This window comes from Bacillus sp. Je.9.29.b, from assembly GCF_051129925.1.
Classification (GTDB): Bacteria; Bacillota; Bacilli; order Bacillales; family Bacillaceae; genus Bacillus; species Bacillus safensis.
This window is the reverse complement of the sequence record NZ_JBCPSO010000011.1, coordinates 30,164-55,559: the sequence shown is the minus strand read 5'-3', so window position 1 is coordinate 55,559 and position 25,396 is coordinate 30,164. Positions and strand designations below refer to the sequence as shown.

25 protein-coding genes and 2 other annotated features are annotated in these 25,396 nt (G+C 41.9%); all 25 genes read left to right on the top strand.

Going from position 1 to position 25,396, the window contains the following annotated elements; all coding sequences use genetic code 11:
• Positions 1-2: 2 nt before the first annotated feature.
• Complete coding sequence (gene disA / locus AAZR19_RS18350) at positions 3-1,082, top strand: DNA integrity scanning diadenylate cyclase DisA (RefSeq protein WP_024425581.1); 1,080 nt, start codon at positions 3-5, stop codon at positions 1,080-1,082.
• Positions 1,083-1,235: 153 nt separating this feature from the next.
• The gene (locus tag AAZR19_RS18345; protein ID WP_024425582.1) at positions 1,236-2,336 is read left to right on the top strand and encodes a PIN/TRAM domain-containing protein; all 1,101 of its coding nucleotides are present in this window, start codon (positions 1,236-1,238) and stop codon (positions 2,334-2,336) included.
• A gap of 13 nt (positions 2,337-2,349) precedes the next feature.
• Positions 2,350-3,039, top strand: coding sequence for a 2-C-methyl-D-erythritol 4-phosphate cytidylyltransferase (gene ispD / locus AAZR19_RS18340; protein WP_024425583.1), 690 nt, complete (start codon positions 2,350-2,352; stop codon positions 3,037-3,039).
• A 3-nt stretch (positions 3,040-3,042) separates the two neighbouring features.
• Positions 3,043-3,519: a 2-C-methyl-D-erythritol 2,4-cyclodiphosphate synthase gene (gene ispF / locus AAZR19_RS18335; RefSeq protein ID WP_003216928.1), complete on the top strand. Its 477-nt coding sequence runs from the start codon at positions 3,043-3,045 to the stop codon at positions 3,517-3,519.
• A 94-nt stretch (positions 3,520-3,613) separates the two neighbouring features.
• Positions 3,614-5,065, top strand: a complete 1,452-nt coding sequence (gltX, locus tag AAZR19_RS18330) for a glutamate--tRNA ligase (RefSeq protein ID WP_041105654.1) — start codon at positions 3,614-3,616, stop codon at positions 5,063-5,065.
• Positions 5,065-5,295, top strand: a binding site (T-box leader). (Overlaps the previous gene by 1 nt.)
• 82 nt (positions 5,296-5,377) lie before the next feature.
• Positions 5,378-6,031 (top strand): serine O-acetyltransferase, encoded by a 654-nt coding sequence (gene cysE / locus AAZR19_RS18325; RefSeq protein ID WP_034283914.1) that lies wholly within the window; start codon positions 5,378-5,380, stop codon positions 6,029-6,031.
• Positions 6,028-7,428: a cysteine--tRNA ligase gene (cysS, locus tag AAZR19_RS18320; protein ID WP_041105656.1), complete on the top strand. Its 1,401-nt coding sequence runs from the start codon at positions 6,028-6,030 to the stop codon at positions 7,426-7,428. Before cysE ends, cysS begins: the two co-directional genes overlap by 4 nt.
• Before the next feature lie 3 nt (positions 7,429-7,431).
• Complete coding sequence (locus tag AAZR19_RS18315) at positions 7,432-7,863, top strand: Mini-ribonuclease 3 (RefSeq protein ID WP_076839365.1); 432 nt, start codon at positions 7,432-7,434, stop codon at positions 7,861-7,863.
• Positions 7,847-8,596, top strand: coding sequence for a 23S rRNA (guanosine(2251)-2'-O)-methyltransferase RlmB (rlmB, locus tag AAZR19_RS18310; protein ID WP_024425588.1), 750 nt, complete (start codon positions 7,847-7,849; stop codon positions 8,594-8,596). The genes AAZR19_RS18315 and rlmB overlap by 17 nt, the downstream gene beginning before the upstream one ends.
• Positions 8,597-8,598: 2 nt before the next feature.
• Positions 8,599-9,111, top strand: a complete 513-nt coding sequence (rae1, locus tag AAZR19_RS18305) for a ribosome-dependent mRNA decay endonuclease Rae1/YacP (RefSeq protein ID WP_024425589.1) — start codon at positions 8,599-8,601, stop codon at positions 9,109-9,111.
• Positions 9,112-9,174: 63 nt separating this feature from the next.
• Positions 9,175-9,831, top strand: coding sequence for an RNA polymerase sporulation sigma factor SigH (gene sigH, locus AAZR19_RS18300; RefSeq protein WP_008345424.1), 657 nt, complete (start codon positions 9,175-9,177; stop codon positions 9,829-9,831).
• A gap of 76 nt (positions 9,832-9,907) precedes the next feature.
• On the top strand, positions 9,908-10,057 hold the full coding sequence (gene rpmG / locus AAZR19_RS18295; RefSeq protein ID WP_008356502.1) for a 50S ribosomal protein L33: 150 nt from the start codon (positions 9,908-9,910) through the stop codon (positions 10,055-10,057).
• A 34-nt stretch (positions 10,058-10,091) separates the two neighbouring features.
• Entirely contained in the window at positions 10,092-10,268 is a 177-nt protein-coding gene (gene secE / locus AAZR19_RS18290; RefSeq protein ID WP_008345422.1) for a preprotein translocase subunit SecE, read from the top strand.
• A 171-nt stretch (positions 10,269-10,439) separates the two neighbouring features.
• Positions 10,440-10,973 carry a transcription termination/antitermination protein NusG gene (nusG, locus tag AAZR19_RS18285; protein WP_003217197.1) on the top strand — a complete coding sequence of 178 codons (534 nt, stop codon included), beginning with the start codon at positions 10,440-10,442 and terminating at the stop codon, positions 10,971-10,973.
• 171 nt (positions 10,974-11,144) lie between these two features.
• Positions 11,145-11,570, top strand: a complete 426-nt coding sequence (rplK, locus tag AAZR19_RS18280) for a 50S ribosomal protein L11 (protein WP_003216956.1) — start codon at positions 11,145-11,147, stop codon at positions 11,568-11,570.
• Positions 11,571-11,669: 99 nt separating this feature from the next.
• Positions 11,670-12,368: a 50S ribosomal protein L1 gene (rplA, locus tag AAZR19_RS18275; RefSeq protein WP_017359164.1), complete on the top strand. Its 699-nt coding sequence runs from the start codon at positions 11,670-11,672 to the stop codon at positions 12,366-12,368.
• A 49-nt stretch (positions 12,369-12,417) separates the two neighbouring features.
• Positions 12,418-12,558 (top strand) — a sequence feature (ribosomal protein L10 leader region).
• 69 nt (positions 12,559-12,627) lie between these two features.
• Positions 12,628-13,128, top strand: coding sequence for a 50S ribosomal protein L10 (gene rplJ / locus AAZR19_RS18270; RefSeq protein ID WP_024425590.1), 501 nt, complete (start codon positions 12,628-12,630; stop codon positions 13,126-13,128).
• A 48-nt stretch (positions 13,129-13,176) separates the two neighbouring features.
• On the top strand, positions 13,177-13,542 hold the full coding sequence (gene rplL, locus AAZR19_RS18265; protein ID WP_008345418.1) for a 50S ribosomal protein L7/L12: 366 nt from the start codon (positions 13,177-13,179) through the stop codon (positions 13,540-13,542).
• A 96-nt stretch (positions 13,543-13,638) separates the two neighbouring features.
• Positions 13,639-14,244 (top strand): class I SAM-dependent methyltransferase, encoded by a 606-nt coding sequence (locus tag AAZR19_RS18260; RefSeq protein ID WP_024425591.1) that lies wholly within the window; start codon positions 13,639-13,641, stop codon positions 14,242-14,244.
• Positions 14,245-14,499: 255 nt separating this feature from the next.
• Positions 14,500-18,081: a DNA-directed RNA polymerase subunit beta gene (gene rpoB, locus AAZR19_RS18255; protein ID WP_076839362.1), complete on the top strand. Its 3,582-nt coding sequence runs from the start codon at positions 14,500-14,502 to the stop codon at positions 18,079-18,081.
• Positions 18,082-18,142: 61 nt separating this feature from the next.
• The gene (rpoC, locus tag AAZR19_RS18250) at positions 18,143-21,742 is read left to right on the top strand and encodes a DNA-directed RNA polymerase subunit beta' (protein WP_024425592.1); all 3,600 of its coding nucleotides are present in this window, start codon (positions 18,143-18,145) and stop codon (positions 21,740-21,742) included.
• 144 nt (positions 21,743-21,886) lie between these two features.
• The gene (locus tag AAZR19_RS18245; RefSeq protein WP_024425593.1) at positions 21,887-22,135 is read left to right on the top strand and encodes a 50S ribosomal protein L7ae-like protein; all 249 of its coding nucleotides are present in this window, start codon (positions 21,887-21,889) and stop codon (positions 22,133-22,135) included.
• Positions 22,136-22,248: 113 nt separating this feature from the next.
• The gene (gene rpsL, locus AAZR19_RS18240) at positions 22,249-22,668 is read left to right on the top strand and encodes a 30S ribosomal protein S12 (protein WP_008356518.1); all 420 of its coding nucleotides are present in this window, start codon (positions 22,249-22,251) and stop codon (positions 22,666-22,668) included.
• A 121-nt stretch (positions 22,669-22,789) separates the two neighbouring features.
• Positions 22,790-23,260 (top strand): 30S ribosomal protein S7, encoded by a 471-nt coding sequence (gene rpsG / locus AAZR19_RS18235; protein WP_008356520.1) that lies wholly within the window; start codon positions 22,790-22,792, stop codon positions 23,258-23,260.
• 54 nt (positions 23,261-23,314) lie between these two features.
• Complete coding sequence (gene fusA / locus AAZR19_RS18230) at positions 23,315-25,393, top strand: elongation factor G (protein WP_041105661.1); 2,079 nt, start codon at positions 23,315-23,317, stop codon at positions 25,391-25,393.
• Positions 25,394-25,396: the final 3 nt, after the last annotated feature.

The window sequence follows — 25,396 nt, the reverse complement described above, 5'->3', positions numbered from 1 at the left end:
AAATGGAAAAAGAGAAAAAAGGAGCGAGAGAACTCGATCTCTTAGATATTGTACAGTTTGTGGCACCAGGAACACCTCTGCGGGCAGGGATTGAAAACGTCCTGAGAGCCAATACTGGCGGGCTCATTGTTGTTGGTTATAATGACAAAGTAAAGAGTGTGGTAGATGGAGGATTTCACATTAATTCTGCCTTCTCCCCAGCACATTTATATGAATTGGCGAAGATGGATGGGGCCATTATTCTTAGCGATTCTGGTCAAAAAATCTTGTATGCGAATACACAGCTGATGCCAGATGCAACCATTCATTCATCGGAAACAGGCATGAGGCACCGGACGGCTGAACGTGTAGCAAAGCAGACAGGCTGCTTAATCATTGCTATTTCTGAACGGAGGAACGTCATTACCTTATACCAAGGGAATCGTCGTTATACGCTGAAAGATATTGGCTTTATTTTAACAAAGGCCAATCAAGCCATTCAAACACTTGAGAAATATAAAACGATTTTAGATCACGCCATTTCTGCGTTAAGTGCTCTAGAATTTGAAGAGCTTGTGACCTTTGGTGATGTATTATCCGTGCTGCACCGCTACGAAATGGTACTCAGAATCAAAAATGAAATCAATATGTATATCAAAGAGCTCGGAACAGAGGGACACTTGATCCGTCTGCAAGTCAATGAATTGATTACAGATATGGAGCAGGAAGCAGCTTTATTTATTAAAGATTACGTGAAAGAAAAGATTAAAGATCCGTATGTGCTGCTTAAACAACTTCAAGATATGTCGAGCTTTGAGCTTTTAGATGATTCCATTCTGTACAAGTTACTTGGATATCCAGCTTCTACAAATATTGACGAATATGTGTACACAAGAGGATACAGATTGCTCCATAAAATCCCTAGACTGCCAATGCCAATCGTCGAAAATGTGGTTGAAGCATTCGGTGTGCTAGATCGAATTATGGAAGCAGATGTACAAGAATTGGATGAAGTAGAAGGAATTGGAGAAGTAAGAGCGAAAAAGATAAAAAAAGGATTAAAAAGGTTACAAGAAAAACATTACATTGACCGTCAGCTTTAAGAAGAGAAATTTTTCTCTATTACGGTTAAAAATGGATGAATATGGGTATATTAATGATGGTTTTGTTTTCTGTTGCTCATGATAGGAAACTTAAACATATATTAATGTCAGATGAAGGTGGATTGACAGATGAAAAATAAAGGAGGTGAAGGTATGTTAAAAAGAATCGTTCAGGCGTTTTTTATCATTTTGGGTGCAGTTGTGGGGATTTTTATCATTCCAGAGTTATTTCTGCTTTTAAATGTAAAGGACATACCTTTCATAACAAATGCTTACTCTTCAGCACTAATAGGAGCCGTTGTGTTCTTCATCATTGGTAAATGGTGCACAGGTTATGTGGTAAATTGGGTGAAATGGATCGAGGATTCTCTATTGAAGGCGCCTCTTCCTGATCTTATATCTGGAAGTTTCGGATTAGTATTTGGACTTATTCTAGCATATCTTATTGTAAACGTGATCCCGCTAAACAATATCCCATATCATATTTTTGGTACCATTATTCCGATTTTCCTGGCTTTCTTTTTAGGATACCTTGGATTTCAGGTAGGCTTTAAGAAGAAGGATGAAATGATAGGGCTGTTCTCCCGATCTGCAAAGGTCACAAAGAAAAAGGGAGCAGCTGATGATGAACCTGAAATAGAAGATAAAAAGCTGAAAATTTTAGACACAAGTGTTATCATTGATGGAAGAATCGCAGATATTTGCCAAACTGGATTTTTAGAAGGTGTCATGGTCATTCCTCAATTTGTACTCGAGGAATTACAGCATATTGCAGACTCTTCAGATGTATTAAAGAGAAATAGAGGCCGAAGAGGTCTAGATATTTTAAATCGTATTCAAAAAGAATTGGATATCAAAGTTGAAATTTACGAAGGTGACTTCGAAGACATTCAAGAGGTTGATAGCAAGCTTGTGAAGCTGGCGAAATTAACTTCAGGTGTTGTTGTGACCAATGATTTTAATTTAAATAAAGTATGCGAACTTCAAAAAGTAGCAGTGTTAAACATCAATGATCTAGCCAATGCCGTTAAACCGGTTGTACTGCCTGGGGAAGAAATGAAGGTACAGGTCATCAAAGATGGAAAAGAGCATAACCAAGGTGTTGCTTACTTAGATGACGGTACGATGATTGTGGTCGAAGAAGGACGCAATTACATTGGAAAAGACATTGACGTGCTCGTCACAAGTGTGCTGCAGACTGCTGCTGGAAGAATGATTTTTGCGAAGCCAAAACTTCTGGAGAAGGCGCTCTAAAGGGAGAACGAACATGTATTATGAAGTAGTTATTCCGGCTGCGGGGCAGGGGAAACGAATGAAGGCCGGCCGTAATAAGCTTTTTATTGAGCTGAAAAGAATGCCGGTCATCATTCATACACTAAAGGTGTTTGACGCTCATGCGCAATGCAAACGCATGATCCTAGCGATCAATGAAGAGGAGCGTCAAGACTTTGAAAGGCTACTCAAGGTACACGCTTTTCAAACGCCTGTTTCACTTGTCACTGGCGGTGAAGAACGTCAGCAAAGTGTATACGAAGGATTAAAGGCTGTGAAAGATGCGGACATCGTGCTTGTTCATGATGGAGCAAGGCCTTTTATTAAGCATACACAGATTGACTTGCTCGTTAAAGCAGCGATTGAAAAAGGCTCCGCGGTTGTAGCGGTACCAGTGAAAGACACAATCAAACGCGTTCAAGAAGGCAAAGTGGAACAAACCATTGAACGTCAGAGCTTGTGGGCAGTCCAGACCCCACAAGCTTTTCGTCATTCTATTTTAAAAGAGGCGCATGAATATGCGGAGCGGACAGGCTTCCTTGGAACAGACGACGCCAGTCTTGTTGAACAATTACAAGGTGAGAATGTGTATATTGTCCAAGGAGACTATACCAATATTAAGCTGACAACACCGGATGATTTATTGGTTGCCAAGGCAATTATGGATGCGGAAAGAGGGTACTAGATCATGTTGAGAATAGGACAAGGCTTTGATGTACATCAATTAACAGAGGGAAGACCTCTGATTATCGGCGGGGTCACCATTCCTTATGAAAAGGGACTGCTAGGGCATTCAGACGCTGACGTACTGCTTCACACAGTGGCAGATGCATGCCTGGGTGCGATTGCTGAAGGAGATATCGGCAGACATTTCCCAGACACAGATCCTGAGTTTAAGGATGCAGATTCTTTTAAATTATTGCAGCATGTGTGGGCACTTGTGAAAGAAAAGGGCTACACACTTGTGAATATTGACTGCACAATCATGGCGCAAAAGCCAAAAATGGCACCTTATATTCAACCAATGTGTGAGAAAATTGCAGAAGCGCTTGAGGCAGATGTCACACAGGTGAATGTCAAAGCAACAACGACAGAGAAACTCGGATTTACAGGAAGAGGAGAAGGAATTGCCTCTCAGGCAACAGTGCTTCTTCAGAAAAAGTAAAATCCATTTTGATGAGAATAGGTTTTGATGATAAAATACGTTTATAAAAAATTGGTGTCAGACAACATGATGCAGATGAAAGGAAGTTAAACTCATGGGAAATGAAGTGCGTGTTCGTTATGCACCGAGTCCAACTGGTCATTTACATATTGGGAATGCTAGAACGGCTCTTTTCAACTATTTGTTCGCACGCAGCCAAGGCGGCAAATTTATTATTCGAATCGAGGATACGGACCAAAAGCGTAATGTAGAAGGCGGGGAGGAAAGCCAGCTTCGCCACCTGAAATGGCTCGGTATTGATTGGGATGAGAGCATTGATAAAGATGGCGGTTACGGTCCTTACAGACAATCAGAGCGTAATGATATTTACAAGAAATATTATGACGAACTGTTAGAGAAGGACTTGGCGTATAAGTGCTATTGTACGGCTGAAGAGCTAGAGGCAGAGCGTGAAGCACAAATCGCCCGCAGCGAAATGCCTCGATATTCTGGTAAATGCAGTCATTTATCAAAAGAAGAAGAGGACAAACTGATTGCTGAAGGAAGAGAGCCAAGTATCCGCTTCCGAGTGCCAAAAGGAGAAATCATCAAATTTGACGACATGGTCAAAGGCGATATTTCATTTGAAACAGACGGCATCGGTGACTTTGTTATTGTGAAGAAAGATGGCACGCCAACTTATAACTTTGCCGTAGCAGTGGATGATCATTTGATGAAAATGACTCACGTTCTTCGCGGAGAAGATCATATTTCAAATACCCCTAAACAAATCATGATTTTTAATGCATTTGGCTGGGATGTTCCGCTATTCGGACATATGACGCTGATTGTGAACGAAAACCGCAAGAAATTAAGTAAACGTGATGAATCAATTATTCAATTCATCGAGCAATATAAGAATTTAGGCTATTTACCTGAAGCCCTGTTTAACTTCATTGCATTACTTGGATGGTCTCCAGTAGGCGAAGAAGAACTGTTTACAAAAGAGCAATTCATCGACATTTTCGATGTAAACCGACTTTCTAAGTCACCAGCTCTATTCGATATGCATAAACTAAAATGGGTGAACAACCAATACGTGAAAGCACTTGATCTTGATCAGGTTGTGGCACTAACACTTCCACATCTTCAAAAAGCAGGCAAGGTAAGTGAGCAGCTGACTGAAGAAGAAAACACGTGGGTACGCAAACTTATTTCTCTGTATCACGAACAATTAAGCTACGGGGCAGAAATTGTTGAGTTAACAGAGTTGTTCTTTAAGGAGCAAATTGAGTATAATCAAGAGGCAAAGGAAGTTCTAGCAGAGGAGCAAGTACCAGAAGTGATGGCATCTTTTGCAGGTCAGCTTGAACAGCTTGAGTCTTTCACACCTGATGAAATCAAGGCTGCCATTAAAGCGGTACAAAAAGAAACAGGGCATAAAGGCAAGAAACTATTCATGCCGATTCGTGTGGCTGTCACAGGACAAACGCATGGCCCAGAACTTCCGCAAAGTATTGAATTACTAGGTAAAGAAACGGTATTAAACCGCATTAAACAAATATAAGGAAATCGTTGCGAGGGAGAAGTACAATGTACTCGTCCATCACAGAAAGAGTCTCCACCGGCTGAAAGAGACTTATGGGCAGACGTTGGAAATGCACCCTCAAGACCCTTGAGGAACACGTACGTTAGTATGCAAGGGCGGTACCCTCCGTTATGGGATTAAGTTGAGAAGGCTGAAAGATAAGTAGCTTTCTAAACAGAGTGGAACCGCGTTTTCAAAACGTCTCTGTCATTTGGCAGAGGCGTTTTTTATTTGTCCAAAAAAAGAGAGCAAGTCCTAAGAGAGATTCATGGGGAAGAACGGGGGGAGCATGTGTTTTTCAAAATGCTGAAAGAAGATATTGATACTGTGTTTGATCAAGATCCTGCTGCTAGAAGCTATATTGAAGTAGTGCTAACCTATTCAGGGCTTCATGCGATTTGGGCTCACCGTATTGCGCACGCATTTTATAAGCGGAAGCTGTATTTTATTGCGCGGATCATTTCTCAGGTCAGCCGTTTTTTCACAGGGGTGGAAATTCATCCGGCGGCAACCATTGGCAGGCGGTTCTTCATTGATCACGGCATGGGCGTCGTGATCGGGGAAACATGTGAAATTGGAGACAACGTCACTGTTTTCCAAGGCGTGACATTAGGGGGAACAGGGAAAGAAAAGGGAAAGCGGCATCCGACCATTTTAGACGATGCCCTCATTGCGACAGGTGCCAAGGTGCTTGGTTCCATTACAGTTGGAAAAGGAGCCAAGATTGGAGCGGGGTCGGTCGTGTTAAAGGACGTACCCGACCATTCCACCGTTGTCGGTATACCTGGGCGAGTCGTCGTTCAAAATGGAAAGAAAATCAATCGTGATCTCAATCATCAAGATTTGCCAGATCCAATTTCCGATCGTTTCAAAGAATTGGAACGAGAAATGGAAAAGCTAAAAGGTGAGCTGGCTTCATTGAGCAGAAAGGAAGAACAATCATGACAATCAATATTTATAATACATTGACACGTAAGAAGGAAGAATTTGTCCCGCTTGAGCCAGGAAAGGTCAAGATGTATGTGTGCGGACCAACCGTTTATAACTACATTCATATCGGGAATGCTAGACCTGCTATTGTTTATGACACTGTACGTAAGTATTTAGAATACAGCGGTTACGATGTGAACTTTGTATCAAACTTTACAGATGTGGATGATAAACTCATCAAAGCAGCCAACGAACTCGGAGAAGATGTGCCGACAATTGCTGACCGGTTTATCCAAGCCTACTTCGAAGACGTCAGTGCGCTCGGCTGCAAAAAAGCAGACCTTCACCCGCGAGTGACGGAAAATATGGATGATATCATTGCGTTTATTGCGACATTGATTGAAAAAGGCTACGCCTATGAAGCAGATGGTGACGTGTATTACAGCACACGCTCATTTGAAGGTTATGGAAAGCTTTCTCACCAATCAATTGATGAGCTGAAGACAGGTGCTCGTATTCGTGTAGGTGAAAAGAAACGAGATGCGCTGGACTTTGCTCTTTGGAAGGCTGCAAAGGATCAGGAAATCTCTTGGGATAGCCCGTGGGGCAAAGGACGCCCAGGCTGGCACATCGAATGCTCGGCAATGGTCAAAAAATATTTAGGTGATACGATCGACATTCATGCTGGCGGACAGGATTTAACATTCCCTCACCATGAGAATGAAATTGCCCAATCTGAGGCTTTGACAGGGAAGCCTTTTGCGAAGTATTGGATGCATAACGGGTATATTAATATCGATAATGAAAAAATGTCAAAATCACTTGGCAACTTTGTGCTGGTGCATGACATTGTGAAAGAACAAGATCCTGATGTGCTCCGCTTCTTTATGTTGTCGGTTCACTATCGTCACCCAATTAACTACTCAATGGATTTATTAGAAAGTACAAAGAGTGCGTTTAACCGACTCAAGACATCGTATGCGAATTTACATCATCGTCTAGAGAGCAGCACAAATATCACGGAAGACAATGCTGAATGGCTGGCAAAAATTGAAGAGCAGCGTGCGACATTTATTTCTGAAATGAACGATGACTTCAATACGGCAAATGCGATCTCTGTTTTATTCGAATTAGCGAAACAGGCGAATTATTATATGGAAAATGATCATACTTCGGAGGAAGTGATCAAGGCATTTATCGGCTTGTTCCAAGAAATTACGTCTGTTCTCGGCTTCTCATTAGAAGAAAAGCACACGCTTGACGAAGAGGTAGAAGCGTTAATTGAAAAACGCAATGAAGCTAGAAGAAATCGTGACTTTGCCCTATCTGATCAAATTCGTGATCAATTAAAGAACATGAATATTGTGTTGGAGGACACTCCTCAAGGTACTCGCTGGAAAAGAGGAGAATAGGCAATGTTGAATTTTGAAAAGCTGAAAGACGGTAAACAGCTGAACGGACTTGCGCTGGCTTATATAGGTGATGCCATTTTTGAAGTATATGTGAGGCATCACCTCCTCCAAACGGGGGCGACAAAACCAAATGAGCTGCACAAACGAGCAAGCAAAATTGTTTCAGCTAAATCACAGGCTGCTATTTTATTTACGCTTCAGCAGCAAGGCTTTTTCACTGAAGCAGAAGAAGCGGTGCTGAAAAGAGGAAGAAACGCAAAATCAGGCACAGTGCCTAAAAACACAGACGTTCAAACGTATCGTTATAGTACAGCGTTTGAAGCGCTTATGGGTTATTTATTTATCGAAAAGCAGGACGAACGCTTAGAAGAGCTGATTGGTCAGGCGATTGAAATCGGAACGTCAGGGAGGAAGACAAATGAGTCAGCAACATGATTATGTCATTGGGAAAAATGCAGTGATTGAGACACTGAAGTCAGATCGGGAGTTATACAAGCTCTGGATGGCAGAAAACACTGTAAAAGGACAAGCCCAGCAGGTCATTGAACTCGCTAAAAAGCAAAATATCACCATTCAGTATGTTCCGAGGAAAAAGCTTGATCAAATGGTTACAGGTCAGCACCAGGGAATCGTTGCACAAGTAGCAGCATATGAATATGCAGAATTAGATGATCTGTATCAAATCGCTGAAAAGCGGAATGAACAGCCTTTCTTTCTGATTTTAGATGAAATTGAAGACCCGCATAATTTAGGATCTATTATGCGTACGGCAGATGCTGTAGGTGCACACGGGATTGTCATTCCGAAAAGGAGAGCGGTCGGTCTAACAACAACAGTTGCTAAGGCATCCACTGGAGCAATTGAGCATATTCCTGTTGCAAAAGTGACCAATCTTTCAAGAGCCCTTGATGAAATGAAAGAAAGAGGAATCTGGGTTGCGGGAACAGATGCGTCTGCTAAACAGGATTACAGACAATTTGATGGTACAATGCCGCTGGCTCTTGTGATTGGCAGTGAAGGAAAAGGAATTGGCCGATTGATTAAGGAAAAGTGTGATTTTCTGATTAAACTGCCTATGGCCGGGAAGGTTACTTCGTTAAACGCATCAGTTGCGGCTGGTCTATTGATGTATGAAGTGTATCGAAAACGTTATCCGTTAGGAGAATAGAGATGGATATCCTCTTAGTCGATGGATACAACATGATAGGTGCATGGCCTCAGCTGCAGCACTTAAAGGAAAACAGCTTTGAAGAAGCCAGAGACGTGCTGATTCAACATTTAGCAGAATATCAAGCATACACAGGGTATCGAGTCATTGTCGTATTCGATGCCCATATGGTCAAAGGAATTGAAAAGAAGCGGACTAACCACCGAGTAGAGGTCATCTTTACAAGAGAGAATGAAACGGCGGATGAGCGGATTGAAAAGCTGGCGCAGGATTTGAATAATATCCGGACGCAAATTCATGTGGCAACCTCAGATTTTACGGAACAATGGGCTATTTTTGGACAAGGAGCTCTTCGGAAGTCGGCTCGTGAGCTTTTAAGAGAGATTGAAGTGATAGAACGAAAGATTGAAACGAGGGTCAAAAAGATTACTTCTGATAAACCAGCATCTAAGATTGAATTGTCAGAAGATGTATTGAAAACGTTTGAAAAATGGCGGCGCGGGAATCTGGAATAGCTTGACGATATTTCAACCATTAATGTATAATATTTCTATCTAGGTGCGGTCGGGGGGATCGAAGTGAATCTAAACAACAGCAAGGGTAAGTCCATCAGAGAGCAATTTTGCCAGTTGGAAGATGAACAAGTCATTGAAAGGGTTCATGTCGGAGATAGTGATGCGCTAGATTATTTAATAACGAAATACCGCAATTTTGTACGTGCGAAAGCAAGATCTTATTTCTTGATAGGAGCGGATCGAGAGGACATTGTCCAAGAGGGAATGATCGGACTTTATAAGTCTATCCGCGATTTCAGAGAGGACAAGCTTACTTCATTTAAGGCTTTTGCAGAATTATGTATTACCCGCCAAATTATCACCGCAATTAAAACAGCTACTCGCCAAAAACATATCCCGTTAAATTCCTATGTATCATTAGACAAGCCGATCTACGATGAAGAATCGGACAGAACATTATTGGATGTCATTTCCGGCGCTAAAGCGCTTAACCCAGAAGACTTAATCATTAGCAAAGAAGAATTTGATGATATCGAAATGAAGATGGGTGAACTGCTAAGCGAGCTGGAAAGAAAGGTACTTGTGCTTTATCTTGATGGCAGATCCTATCAAGAGATTTCTGAAGATTTAAATCGTCATGTGAAATCAATTGATAACGCACTCCAAAGAGTAAAGAGAAAATTAGAGAAATATTTAGAGCTTCGCGAGATTAGTCTCTAATCAAACCTATATTGACAGCTTTTTCGACACTGTGATAAGGTACTAATGAAATGATGTCGAGAAAATAGGTGTAAATATGAGGAAAAAGATTACTCTAGCCTGTAAAGACTGCGGAAGCCGCAATTATACGACAATGAAAAGTGTTGCTTCAGCAGCTGAAAGATTAGAAGTTAAGAAATATTGCAAGACTTGTAATTCACATAAAACACATTTAGAAACGAAGTAAGATTTGCGTTCTTTAATCTGTGGAGGTCTTTTACATGCGTATTATCAGTTTCTTAAAAAGTGTCGGAAAAGAAATGAAAAAGGTCAGCTGGCCAAAGAAGAACGAAATGGTCCGCTACACAATCACTGTTATTTTAACAGTCGTGTTCTTTGCCATCTTTTTCTCTTTTCTTGATATAGGAATCTCACAATTAATCGAATTAATTCATTAATACTTGAATAATGGTCTGCTGAACGTGCTATAATAGATCATAATATGACTTGCCAAAAAACCCGTTTTACGGGTTTTTTCAATTGCTTGAAAATATTTACCGGTACTCGAGATTCGTCAAATAGACATTATGAAATGTGGGGAGGGAAGGACTAAATAGTCCTGAACGAAAATGGAAAAGAATTGGTATGTTGTGCATACGTACTCTGGCTATGAAAACAAAGTAAAAGCGAACTTGGAAAAGCGTGTTGAATCAATGGGCATGCAGGATAAAATCTTCCGCGTCGTCGTACCAGAAGAAGAAGAAACCGATATTAAAAATGGTAAGAAAAAAGTCGTCAAAAAGAAAGTGTTCCCTGGCTATGTCCTAGTGGAAATCGTGATGACTGACGACTCTTGGTATGTCGTTCGTAATACACCGGGTGTCACTGGATTCGTTGGATCAGCTGGATCAGGATCAAAGCCGACTGCGCTGCTGCCAGGCGAAGCCGAAACCATTCTGAAGAGAATGGGTCTTGAAGAACGCAAAACAGAAATCGACTTTGAACTGAAAGAAACAGTTAAGGTCATCGATGGACCATTTGCTAACTTCACTGGCTCCATTGAAGAAATTGACTACGATAAAAGCAAAGTCAAAGTATTCGTTAATATGTTTGGTAGAGAAACACCTGTTGAACTTGAGTTCACGCAGATCGATAAATTGTAATTTAAAAGAGCTTGAAATGAGTGTATAGAAGTGGTAATATAGCAAAGGTACGTCTTGAGTTCACTCAAGATCGCTAGCTAGTTATTTCGTCATTCATATAAAGAATGAAGTTGTTGAGTGGGAGGGGGATTCCCCTATTACCACATCACGGACTTTAAGGAGGTGTGTCTCGTGGCTAAAAAAGTAGTTAAAGTTGTTAAATTGCAAATTCCTGCTGGAAAAGCTAACCCAGCTCCACCAGTTGGACCTGCACTAGGTCAAGCCGGTGTTAATATCATGGGATTCTGTAAGGAGTTTAACGCTCGTACAGCTGACCAAGCTGGTCTTATCATTCCTGTTGAAATTTCGGTTTTTGAAGACCGTTCATTTACATTTATTACTAAAACTCCACCTGCTGCAGTTTTACTTAAAAAAGCAGCTGGTATTGAGTCTGGTTCTGGTGAACCTAACCGTAATAAAGTGGCAACTGTTAAGCGTGATAAAGTACGCGAAATCGCGGAAACAAAAATGCCTGACTTAAACGCTGCTAGCGTTGAATCAGCTATGCGCATGGTTGAAGGTACTGCACGCAGTATGGGTATTGTCATCGAAGATTAATTTTTTGTCTTGTTGGGTTGCGAGTTTGGTTTTGACAAGTTCGCAACCCTTATTCGTGGGAGGTTATTCCGCTAAAACCACATAAGGAGGATTTTTATAATGGCTAAAAAAGGTAAAAAGTATGTAGAAGCTGCTAAGCTGATCGATCGTACGAAAGCGTATGATGTAGCTGAAGCTGTTTCTCTTACAAAAAAAGCAAATACAGCTAAATTTGATGCGACTGTAGAAGTTGCTTTTCGTTTGGGCGTAGACCCTCGTAAAAACGATCAACAAATCCGCGGTGCAGTTGTACTTCCTAACGGAACTGGTAAAACTCAACGCGTTCTTGTGTTCGCTAAAGGCGAAAAAGCAAAAGAAGCAGAAGCTGCTGGAGCAGACTACGTTGGAGATTCTGATTACATCACTAAAATCCAACAAGGCTGGTTCGAATTCGATGTAATCGTTGCGACACCTGACATGATGGGTGAAGTTGGTAAGATCGGTCGTGTACTTGGACCAAAAGGTCTTATGCCAAACCCTAAAACAGGAACTGTAACGTTCGAAGTTGAAAAGGCAATCAATGAAATCAAAGCTGGTAAAGTAGAATACCGCGTTGATAAAGCTGGTAACATCCACGCGCCAATCGGAAAGGTTTCTTTCGAGGACGAAAAGCTTGTTGAGAACTTTGCAACAATCTATGACACAATCCTTAAAGCAAAACCTGCAGCGGCTAAAGGTGTATACGTGAAAAACGTTTCTGTTACATCTACTATGGGCCCTGGCGTGAAAGTGGATCCATCTTCTTTCTCTGCAAAATAATTCTTGACTTATGACAACCATTTTGATAATATCAAAATGTTGTAAAATAGAATAATGTCCATTTATACCGTAGACAGCAGGGGCCTTATGGCTTAAATAACCCGCCGAGGTGTATATGTCACAGTCTTACGTTAACGTATGCTTGTATATACAGCCTCCATGTCTTAATGGAGGCTTTTTATATGGAGAACCGTTCGTTAGGAACGTGATGGCCTGATCGGTATAAGTGTTACACAAAGAATGTACAGGAGGTGTAACCATGAGCAATGCAATCGATACTAAAAAAGTTGTCGTTGATGAAATTACTTCTAAATTTAAAGATAGTATGTCTACTGTCATTGTAGATTACCGCGGTCTTTCAGTTTCTGAAGTGACTGAACTTCGTAAACAGCTTCGTGAAGCTGGCGTAGAATTCAAAGTTTACAAAAACACTTTGACTCGCCGTGCAGTTGAACAAGTTGAACTAACGGGTTTAAACGATTTCTTAACAGGTCCAAACGCTATCGCATTCAGTAACGAAGATGTTATCGCACCTGCGAAAATCATCAACGAATTTGCGAAAAGCCACGAAGCTTTAGAAATCAAAGCTGGTGTCATCGAAGGAAACGTAGCGACTGTAGAAGAAGTGAAGGCTCTTGCGGAACTTCCGTCTCGCGAAGGCTTACTTTCTATGTTGCTTAGCGTTCTTCAAGCTCCAGTTCGTAACCTTGCTCTTGCTACTAAAGCAGTTGCAGATCAAAAAGAAGAACAAGGCGCTTAATGCGTACTTTACGTTTACGTAAAAAAACTTAAAATGGAGGAATTACAAATGGCTTTAAATATCGAAGAAATCATTGCTTCAGTTAAAGAAGCAACTGTACTTGAGTTAAACGACTTAGTAAAAGCAATCGAAGAAGAATTTGGCGTAACTGCTGCTGCTCCTGTAGCTGTAGCTGCTGGTGGCGGTGCTGCTGCTGAAGAAAAAACTGATTTTGATCTAGTACTTGCTGGTGCTGGAGACCAAAAAATTAAAGTTATCAAAGTGGTTCGTGAAATCACTGGTCTTGGCTTGAAAGAAGCTAAAGAACTTGTTGACAACACTCCAAAACCACTTAAAGAAGGTATTGCTAAAGAAGAAGCTGAAGAACTTAAAGCTAAGCTTGAAGAAGTTGGCGCTTCTGTAGAAGTTAAGTAATCTTCGCCTATCCTTTTGGGAAAGCTCGCTTTTACTGGCGGGCTTTTTCTTTTCTAATCTCCTGAAACGATTGAATCCAGAGGAGGTCCATTCACCATGAGTGACCACTATTATACGGAAAAGCCATCAGTAAAAAGCAATAAACAGACATGGGACTTCACCTTGAGAAACCGTACCTTTACTTTTACAAGTGACAGTGGAGTGTTTTCTAAGAAAGAAGTCGACTTTGGTTCAAGGCTTTTAATTGAAGCTTTCGAAGAACCTGATTTGGATGGCGATGTCTTAGATGTCGGTTGCGGTTATGGACCGATTGGCTTATCGTTAGCAAACGAAATGACTAGCCGTACCATTCATATGATTGATGTGAACGAAAGAGCAGTCGAACTTTCAAAGGAAAACGCTAAACATAATCGCATTGATAATGTTCGCATCTATCAAAGTGATTTGTTCTCGAATGTTCATTCCTCAGCTGCTTTTGCCTCTATACTGACCAATCCCCCAATACGGGCAGGGAAGAAAGTTGTACATGCGATCTTTGAAAAAAGTGCTGATCATTTATTGCCGGAAGGTGAGTTGTGGGTGGTTATTCAGAAAAAGCAAGGTGGACCATCTGCGATTGAAAAATTAGAGCAGCTCTTTGGAGAAGTCGAGGTTGTGTTGAAAAAAAAGGGCTACTATATAATCAAAGCTAAAAAAGTTTGACGCAGTTTCCTAGCTGTGTTAACATTATAAAATGCCAATGTGTATATTTTGCTTGATAGGCTTAAAAAACAACTATTTTGTATAAATTATGCATACTTGGGAAAACTAATAAAATCGGTATTTGTTTTTGGATGTGGTTTTCTTATTTTAGAAACCCTTTTTTCTTTTGTCTTGTAAAAGTATTTCTTTACTGACATTTGAAAGACAGAAATACTTTTTACACATATAATACGCATGATTTGAGGGGTGAATCAGTTGACAGGTCAACTAGTTCAGTATGGACGACACCGCCAGCGCAGAAGCTACGCACGCATAAGCGAAGTGTTAGAATTACCAAATCTCATTGAAATTCAAACCTCTTCTTATCAGTGGTTTCTTGATGAGGGTCTTAGAGAGATGTTTCAAGATATATCCCCAATTGAGGATTTTACTGGTAACCTTTCTCTTGAATTCATTGATTACAGCCTAGGGGATCCTAAGTATCCTGTAGCAGAATCAAAAGAACGTGATGTAACTTACTCTGCTCCACTAAGAGTAAAAGTTCGTTTAATTAACAAAGAAACTGGAGAAGTAAAAGACCAAGATGTGTTTATGGGTGATTTCCCAATCATGACAGACACAGGTACTTTTATCATTAATGGTGCGGAACGTGTAATCGTTTCTCAGTTAGTGCGTTCTCCAAGTGTATATTTCAGTGGTAAAGTAGACAAAAACGGTAAAAAAGGTTTTACTGCGACTGTCATTCCAAACCGTGGCGCATGGTTAGAATACGAAACTGATGCGAAGGATGTAGTCTATGTACGCATCGATCGCACACGTAAGTTGCCGGTTACGGTTCTTTTGCGTGCTCTCGGCTTCAGCTCTGATCAAGAGATTCTTGACCTCATTGGCGAGAATGAATACTTACGCAACACACTGGAAAAAGACAATACAGAGAATGCCGATAAAGCACTTCTCGAAATCTACGAGCGCCTCCGTCCTGGAGAGCCGCCAACTGTTGAAAATGCGAAAAGCTTGCTAGACTCTCGCTTCTTCGATCCGAAGAGATATGACCTAGCAAATGTTGGACGCTACAAGATTAATAAGAAGCTTCATATTAAAAATAGACTGTTCAATCAAAAATTGGCTGAAACGCTAGTTGATCCTGAAACAGGTGAAATTCTAGCAGAAAAAGGTCAAATTTTAGACAGAAGAGTTCTTGATAAAGTTCTTCCATACTTAGAAAACGGCATCGGATTTAGAAAGCTTTATCCTAATGGTGGCGTAGTAGAAGATGAAGTAGAACTTCAATCTATTAAGATTTATGCACCGACTGATCAAGAAGGCGAGCAAGTGATCAACGTGATTGGAAATGCATATGTAGAGGAAGCTGTGAAAAACATCACGCCTTCTGACATCATTGCATCAATCAGTTACTTCTTCAACCTTCTTCATGGTGTAGGTGACACAGATGATATCGACCACCTTGGTAACCGTCGTCTGCGTTCTGTAGGTGAACTTCTGCAAAACCAATTCCGTATTGGTTTAAGCAGAATGGAGCGTGTTGTTCGTGAAAGAATGTCGATTCAAGACACAAACACGATCACACCTCAGCAGCTGATCAACATTCGTCCTGTGATCGCTTCTATCAAAGAGTTCTTTGGTAGCTCTCAGCTTTCTCAGTTCATGGATCAAACAAACCCGCTTGCTGAATTGACGCACAAACGTCGTCTGTCAGCGCTTGGACCGGGTGGTTTGACACGTGAGCGTGCAGGAATGGAAGTTCGTGACGTTCACTACTCTCACTATGGACGTATGTGTCCGATCGAAACACCAGAGGGTCCAAACATTGGTTTGATCAACTCTCTATCTTCATTTGCAAAAGTGAATCGCTTCGGATTTATCGAAACACCTTACCGCCGGGTTGATCCTGAGACTGGTAAAGTAACACCGAGAATCGATTACTTAACTGCTGATGAAGAGGATAACTACGTAGTAGCACAAGCGAACGCTCAGTTAGCTGATGATGGTTCGTTTATCGATGATAATATCATTGCTCGTTTCAGAGGGGAAAACACCGTTGTTCCTCGAAACCGCGTTGACTACATGGACGTTTCGCCAAAGCAGGTTGTTTCTGCAGCGACAGCATGTATCCCATTCTTAGAAAACGATGACTCTAACCGTGCTCTAATGGGAGCGAACATGCAGCGTCAGGCTGTGCCTTTGATGCAGCCAGAATCACCGATTGTTGGTACAGGTATGGAGTACGTATCAGGTAAAGACTCTGGTGCTGCTGTCATCTGCCGCTACCCAGGTGTTGTAGAACGTGTAGAAGCAAAAAATATTTGGGTTCGCCGTTATGAAGACGTTGACGGACAACAAGTCAAAGGAAACCTTGACAAATACAGCCTGCTGAAATTTGTCCGCTCTAACCAAGGGACTTGCTACAACCAGCGTCCTATCGTAAGTGTTGGAGATGAAGTCGTTAAAGGGGAAATCCTTGCAGACGGTCCTTCTATGGAAAAAGGTGAATTGGCTCTAGGACGTAACGTCATGGTCGGCTTCATGACTTGGGACGGTTACAACTACGAGGATGCGATCATCATGAGTGAGCGCCTTGTAAAAGATGACGTCTACACGTCTATTCATATTGAAGAATATGAATCAGAAGCTCGTGATACAAAGCTTGGACCTGAAGAAATCACTCGTGATATTCCAAACGTTGGGGAAGATGCTTTACGCAACCTTGACGAGCGCGGAATTATCCGTATTGGTGCAGAAGTAAAAGACGGAGACCTTCTTGTAGGTAAAGTAACGCCTAAAGGTGTAACTGAACTAACAGCTGAAGAACGTCTATTACATGCAATCTTCGGTGAAAAGGCTCGTGAAGTTCGTGATACGTCACTACGTGTTCCACACGGCGGCGGCGGAATTATCCACGATGTAAAAGTCTTCAACCGTGAAGATGGAGATGAATTACCTCCAGGTGTAAACCAATTAGTCCGCGTATACATCGTTCAGAAGCGTAAGATTTCTGAAGGTGACAAAATGGCCGGACGACATGGTAACAAAGGGGTTATCTCTAAAATCCTTCCAGAAGAAGATATGCCTTATCTTCCAGACGGAACACCGATCGATATCATGTTGAACCCTCTAGGGGTACCATCTCGTATGAACATCGGTCAGGTACTTGAGCTTCATATGGGTATGGCTGCACGTTACCTCGGCATCCACATTGCGTCACCAGTATTTGATGGTGCGCGCGAGGAAGATGTTTGGGAAACGCTTGAAGAAGCAGGTATGTCCCGTGATGCGAAAACAGTCCTTTATGACGGTCGAACTGGTGAACCATTCGACAACCGTGTATCTGTCGGAATCATGTACATGATCAAACTGGCTCACATGGTTGACGATAAACTTCACGCTCGTTCAACTGGACCATACTCACTTGTTACGCAGCAGCCACTTGGCGGTAAAGCACAGTTTGGTGGTCAGCGTTTCGGAGAGATGGAAGTATGGGCACTTGAAGCTTACGGTGCAGCATATACACTTCAAGAGATCTTAACAGTTAAATCGGATGACGTTGTGGGGCGTGTGAAAACATACGAAGCCATCGTCAAAGGGGATAACGTACCTGAACCAGGTGTCCCTGAATCATTCAAAGTGTTAATCAAAGAACTTCAAAGTTTAGGTATGGATGTGAAAATCCTATCTGGCGATGAAGAAGAGATAGAAATGAGAGATTTAGAAGACGATGAGGAAACGAAGAAAGCAGACGGATTAGCGTTATCTAATGACGAAGAAGCTGCAGACCTCGCACCTGTCGATCTTGAACGTGACGCAGTCACAAAAGAATAGCAGAAACGATTAGAGCAAGTGACTAGGGTATAACCCGAAGATTAAAAGGGAGGTAGGCCCCTTGCTAGATGTGAACAATTTTGAGTATATGAACATCGGTCTCGCATCACCTGATAAAATCCGTTCTTGGTCTTTTGGTGAAGTGAAAAAGCCTGAAACGATTAACTATCGTACACTGAAACCTGAAAAAGATGGTCTCTTTTGTGAACGTATCTTCGGACCGCAAAAAGACTGGGAATGTCATTGTGGGAAGTATAAACGCGTTCGGTATAAGGGTGTTGTATGTGACCGTTGTGGTGTAGAAGTAACACGGGCAAAAGTCCGTCGTGAGAGAATGGGGCATATCGAACTGGCTGCCCCAGTTTCCCACATTTGGTATTTCAAAGGTATCCCAAGCCGTATGGGTCTTGTTCTTGATATGTCACCACGTGCGTTAGAAGAAGTGATTTACTTCGCTTCTTACGTCGTGACAGATCCGGGCAATACACCGCTTGAGAAGAAACAACTTCTTTCTGAGAAAGAATTCCGTGCTTATTTAGATAAATACGGTAATACATTCCAAGCGGCTATGGGTGCAGAAGCAATCAACAAACTTCTTCAAGATATCGATCTTGTAAAAGAAGTGGATACACTGAAAGAAGAGCTGAAAACTGCTCAAGGACAGCGCCGTACACGTGCGATCAAACGTCTTGAAGTGTTAGAAGCCTTCCGTAACTCAGGAAACAAACCATCTTGGATGATTCTTGATGTACTTCCGGTTATTCCGCCAGAATTACGTCCAATGGTTCAGCTTGATGGTGGACGTTTTGCTACTTCTGACTTGAACGACCTTTATCGTCGTGTCATCAACCGTAACAATCGTCTGAAGCGTTTATTAGATCTTGGCGCGCCAAGCATCATCGTTCAGAACGAGAAGCGTATGCTTCAAGAAGCTGTCGATGCCTTGATTGATAATGGACGTAGAGGCCGACCAGTAACAGGACCAGGAAATCGACCATTGAAATCTCTTTCTCACATGCTGAAAGGGAAACAAGGACGTTTCCGTCAAAACTTGCTTGGTAAACGTGTTGACTATTCTGGACGTTCCGTTATCGTCGTAGGACCACATTTGAAAATGTATCAGTGTGGACTTCCTAAAGAAATGGCTCTTGAATTATTCAAACCATTCGTGATGAAGGAGCTTGTTGAAAAAGGATTAGCTCACAATATCAAGAGTGCGAAGCGTAAAATTGAGCGCGTGCAGCCGGAAGTATGGGATGTTTTAGAATCAGTTATTCGTGAGCATCCAGTCTTACTAAACCGTGCACCGACTCTTCACAGACTTGGTATTCAAGCGTTTGAACCTACACTTGTGGAAGGACGCGCAATTCGTCTGCATCCACTTGTATGTACAGCCTACAACGCTGACTTTGACGGTGACCAAATGGCGGTTCACGTACCATTGTCTGCTGAAGCTCAAGCTGAAGCTCGTATCTTAATGCTTGCTGCTCAAAACATTTTGAACCCGAAAGATGGAAAACCAGTTGTTACGCCATCTCAGGATATGGTGCTTGGTAACTACTACCTTACACTTGAGCGCAAAGGTGCTATCGGAGAAGGTATGGTCTTCAAAGATACTGACGAAGCCCTTCTAGCTTATCAAAATGGTTATGTGCATCTTCATACACGTGTAGCTGTTGCAGCTAGCTCGTTGAAGAATGTGACATTCACTGATGAACAGCGTTCTAAATTGTTGATTACAACAGTTGGAAAACTGATCTTTAACGAAATCTTACCGGAATCATTCCCATACATGAATGAGCCGACAAAGAGCAATATTGAAGAAAAAACGCCTGATCGTTTCTTCCTTGAAAAAGGTGAGGATGTAAAAGCTGCGATCGAGAAACAAGAAATCAATGCGCCGTTCAAAAAAGGTATTTTAGGTAAAATCATTGCAGAAATCTTTAAGAGATTCCATATCACTGAGACATCTAAAATGCTTGACCGCATGAAAAATCTTGGTTTCAGATACTCTACTAAAGCCGGTATTACGGTTGGTGTGTCTGATATCGTCGTATTAGATGATAAGCAGCAAATTCTTGAAGAAGCACAAGCAAAAGTAGATAACGTCATGAAGCAATTCAGACGTGGTTTGATTACTGAAGAAGAGCGTTATGAGAGAGTTATTTCAATCTGGAGTTCTTCTAAAGATGTGATCCAAGGTAAACTGATGAAGTCCCTTGATGAAGTCAACCCAATCTACATGATGAGTGACTCTGGAGCGCGTGGTAACGCATCTAACTTCACTCAGCTGGCTGGTATGCGTGGTCTGATGGCCAACCCGGCTGGACGTATCATTGAACTTCCGATTAAATCTAGTTTCCGTGAAGGTTTAACCGTATTGGAATACTTTATTTCCACTCACGGTGCGCGTAAAGGTCTTGCCGATACAGCCCTTAAAACAGCTGACTCAGGTTACCTCACGCGTCGTCTCGTTGACGTTGCACAGGATGTCATTATCCGTGAAACAGATTGCGGTACAGACCGTGGAATCTTGGCGAAGTCTATTAAAGAAGGAAATGAAATTATTGAGAAACTTGAAGAACGTCTGATTGGACGTTTTGCAAGAAAACCAATTGTTCATCCTGAAACAGGCGAAGTCATTGTAGCCGAAAACGAACTAATTGATGAAGATAAAGCACTTGAAGTAGTTGAAGCAGGAATTGAGGAAGTATGGATCCGTTCTGCATTTACATGTAACACGCCTCATGGTGTATGTAAACGATGCTACGGCCGTAACCTTGCAACTGGTACTGACGTTGAAGTCGGTGAAGCAGTTGGAATCATCGCTGCACAATCAATCGGTGAGCCAGGAACACAGCTTACAATGCGTACGTTCCACACCGGTGGGGTAGCAGGAGACGATATCACTCAAGGTCTACCTCGTATCCAAGAGCTATTTGAAGCGCGTAATCCGAAAGGGCAAGCGACAATTTCTGAAATTGATGGTGTCGTTGCTGAAATTAACGATGTTCGTGACAAGCAGCAGGAAATTGTGGTTCAAGGCGAAGTTGAAACTCGCTCATACACAGCTCCTTACAATGCACGTCTGAAAGTTGTTGAAGGTGACACAGTTACTCGTGGTCAAGTACTTACAGAAGGTTCGATCGATCCGAAAGAACTTCTTAAAGTGACTGACATGACAGCTGTTCAAGAATATCTGCTTCATGAAGTACAAAAAGTATACCGTATGCAAGGGGTAGAAATCGGAGATAAGCACGTAGAGGTAATGGTTCGCCAAATGCTTCGTAAAGTGCGTGTCGCTGATGCAGGGGATACAGACGTATTACCAGGCACACTTCTTGATGTACATCAATTCACTGAAGCGAACAAAAAAGTACTATTCGAAGGCAAACGTCCTGCAACAGGCCGTCCAGTTCTTCTTGGTATTACAAAAGCTTCGCTTGAAACAGACTCATTCTTGTCTGCAGCATCCTTCCAAGAAACGACTCGTGTCCTTACAGATGCGGCGATCAAAGGAAAACGTGATGAACTGCTTGGCTTGAAAGAGAATGTGATCATTGGTAAACTTGTTCCTGCTGGAACGGGAATGCCAAACTACCGTAAAGTTAAGCCGGTATCGCAAGTGCAGCCGTCTGACGATATGGTTCCTGTAGAGTAATCTTTCTCGTGAGATTCCTATAAAATCATCAAAAATGGTGAAGGATGTCAAGATAATCTGTCATACGATATTGACATCCTTCTGCCATGATGATAATATAACCAAGGTGCTCAAAATAAAACCTGTTACTTTGGAGGATATTCGATGTCTTATGATAAAGTATCACAGGCTCAATCCATTATTATTGGTACGAAGCAAACAGTAAAAGCTCTAAAACGAGATTCAGTAAAGGAAGTCGTCGTAGCGAAAGATGCTGATCCTGCTTTAACTGCTAGTGTATTGAAACTAGCGCAAGAGAAGGGTGTAGACATTTTAGTGGTAGATTCCATGAAAAAGCTCGGCAAGGCCTGCGGAATTGAAGTTGGGGCAGCAGCTGTTGCCATTATGTTATAACGTACTTGTTTTGTTTTTGCATGCTTAAAATGCAAAAGCATTGTTTTTTGCCTTTTGATGAACCACCTGGGTATGTGGGTTATAAAAAAAGTAATGAAGGGAGGAATAACAACATGCCTACAATTAATCAGCTAGTACGCAAAGGACGCGTGAGTAAAGTTGAAAACTCAAAGTCTCCTGCACTTAACAAAGGATACAACAGTTTCAAAAAAGAGCACACTAACGTAACATCTCCACAGAAGCGCGGGGTTTGTACTCGTGTCGGTACAATGACACCGAAAAAACCAAACTCAGCACTACGTAAATATGCTCGTGTACGTTTGTCTAACCTGATTGAAGTAACAGCTTACATTCCTGGTATCGGACATAACCTACAAGAGCACAGTGTAGTACTTATCCGTGGCGGACGTGTAAAAGACTTACCGGGTGTACGTTACCACATCGTTCGTGGTGCGCTTGATACTGCCGGAGTTGACGGTCGTATGCAAGGACGTTCTAAATACGGAACAAAACGCCCTAAACAAAGCAAATAATACAAACAAACATAAGGGTTTTTAGAAGTTGATATCAGATCAGTGGAGTCAGGAAGCTGACAATGATATTGAGATGAGAGACAGATAGAAATCCTTTTAAAAGAGAAGGGAGGCTATTCAGATGCCACGTAAAGGTCCTGTAGCAAAAAGAGACGTATTGCCAGATCCAATTTACAATTCTAAACTTGTATCTCGTTTGATCAACAAAATGATGATCGACGGTAAAAGAGGAAAAGCACAAACAATTCTCTACAAGTCATTTGATATCATCAAAGAACGTACTGGTAATGAAGCGATGGAGGTTTTCGAACAAGCCTTGAAAAACATCATGCCAGTTCTTGAAGTTAAAGCACGTCGTGTAGGTGGAGCTAACTACCAAGTTCCTGTAGAAGTTCGCCCAGACCGTCGTACTACTTTAGGTCTTCGCTGGTTAGTAAACTACGCTCGTCTTCGTGGAGAAAAAACGATGGAAGAGCGTCTTGCTAACGAAATCCTTGACGCAGCTAACAACACTGGTGCTGCTGTTAAGAAACGTGAAGATACACACAAAATGGCAGAAGCGAACAAAGCATTCGCTCACTACCGCTGGTAGGATTTATACCAAACTAAAAAAACTATTCCCTAATGAGGAAGGAGAAATTACCCAATGGCAAGAGAGTTCTCCTTAGACAAAACTCGTAATATTGGTATCATGGCTCACATCGATGCCGGTAAAACGACAACGACTGAGCGTATCTTATACTACACTGGTCGTATCCATAAAATTGGTGAAACTCACGAAGGAGCTTCACAAATGGACTGGATGGAGCAGGAGCAAGAACGTGGTATTACAATCACTTCTGCTGCTACTACAGCACAATGGAAAGGTTACCGTGTAAACATCATCGATACACCAGGACACGTAGACTTCACTGTTGAAGTTGAACGCTCTTTACGTGTACTTGATGGTGCGGTTGCTGTTCTTGATGCACAATCAGGTGTAGAGCCACAAACTGAAACAGTTTGGCGCCAAGCAACAACTTACGGAGTACCTCGTATCGTATTCGTTAACAAAATGGATAAAACCGGTGCGGACTTCCTTTACTCTGTAAGCACATTAAGAGATCGTCTTCAAGCGAACGCTCATGCAATTCAATTGCCGATCGGCGCTGAAGATCAATTCGAAGGAATCATCGACCTTGTAGAAAACGTAGCATACTTCTACGAAGATGACCTTGGAACTCGCTCTGATGCTAAAGAAATCCCTGCTGAGTATAAAGACAAAGCTGAAGAGCTTCGCAACAGCCTAATTGAAGCTGTCGCTGAGCTTGATGAAGAGCTTATGGAAAAATACCTTGAGGGTGAAGAAATCACAATTCCTGAATTGAAAGCTGCAATCCGTAAAGGAACATTGAATGTTGAATTCTACCCAGTTCTTGTTGGATCTGCTTTCAAAAACAAAGGTGTTCAGCTTGTACTTGACGCTGTGCTTGACTACCTTCCTGCACCAACTGATGTTGCTGCAATCAAAGGTATCCTGCCAGATTCAAATGAAGAGGTTGTTCGTGAGTCTACTGATGACGCACCATTCGCAGCTCTTGCATTTAAAGTTATGACTGACCCTTATGTTGGGAAACTAACTTTCTTCCGCGTGTACTCTGGAACACTTGATTCTGGTTCATACGTGAAGAACTCTTCTAAGAACAAGCGTGAACGTGTTGGACGTATCCTTCAAATGCACGCAAACAGCCGTGAAGAAATCTCTACTGTATATGCAGGGGATATCGCAGCAGCTGTAGGTCTTAAAGATACATCTACTGGTGACACTCTTTGTGACGAGAAAAATCTTGTTATCCTTGAGTCTATGGAATTCCCAGAGCCAGTTATCGATGTAGCTATCGAGCCTAAATCTAAGGCTGACCAAGATAAAATGAGTATCGCTTTAGCTAAACTAGCTGAAGAGGATCCAACATTCCGTACACAAACAAACCCTGAAACTGGTCAAACGATCATCTCTGGTATGGGTGAGCTTCACCTTGATATCATTGTTGACCGTATGAAGCGTGAGTTCAAGGTTGAAGCTAACGTAGGTGCTCCTCAAGTTGCGTACCGTGAAACATTCCGTTCTGGTGCAAAAGTTGAAGGTAAATTCGTACGTCAGTCTGGTGGACGCGGTCAGTTCGGACACGTTTGGATCGAATTCGAACCAAACGAAGAAGGCGCAGGATTCGAATTTGAAAATGCAATCGTCGGTGGGGTTGTTCCACGTGAATACATCCCAGCAATTCAAGCAGGTCTTGAAGATTCACTTGAAAATGGTGTATTAGCTGGATTCCCATTAATCGACATCAAAGCAAAATTATTTGATGGATCTTACCACGATGTTGACTCTAACGAAATGGCGTTCAAAATTGCTGCATCTATGGCATTGAAAAATGCTGTCAGCAAATGTAACCCAGTTCTACTTGAGCCAATGATGAAAGTGGAAGTTGTTATCCCTGAAGAATACATGGGAGACATCATGGGTGATATCACATCTCGTCGTGGACGTGTAGAAGGTATGGAAGCTCGCGGTAACGCTCAAGTTGTTCGCGCTATGGTTCCACTTTCTGAAATGTTCGGATATGCTACTGCACTCCGTTCTAACACACAAGGACGCGGTACTTTCACTATGCACATGGATCACTACGAAGAAGTGCCTAAGAGCATCAGTGAAGAAATCATCAAAAAAAATAAAGGTGAATAATTG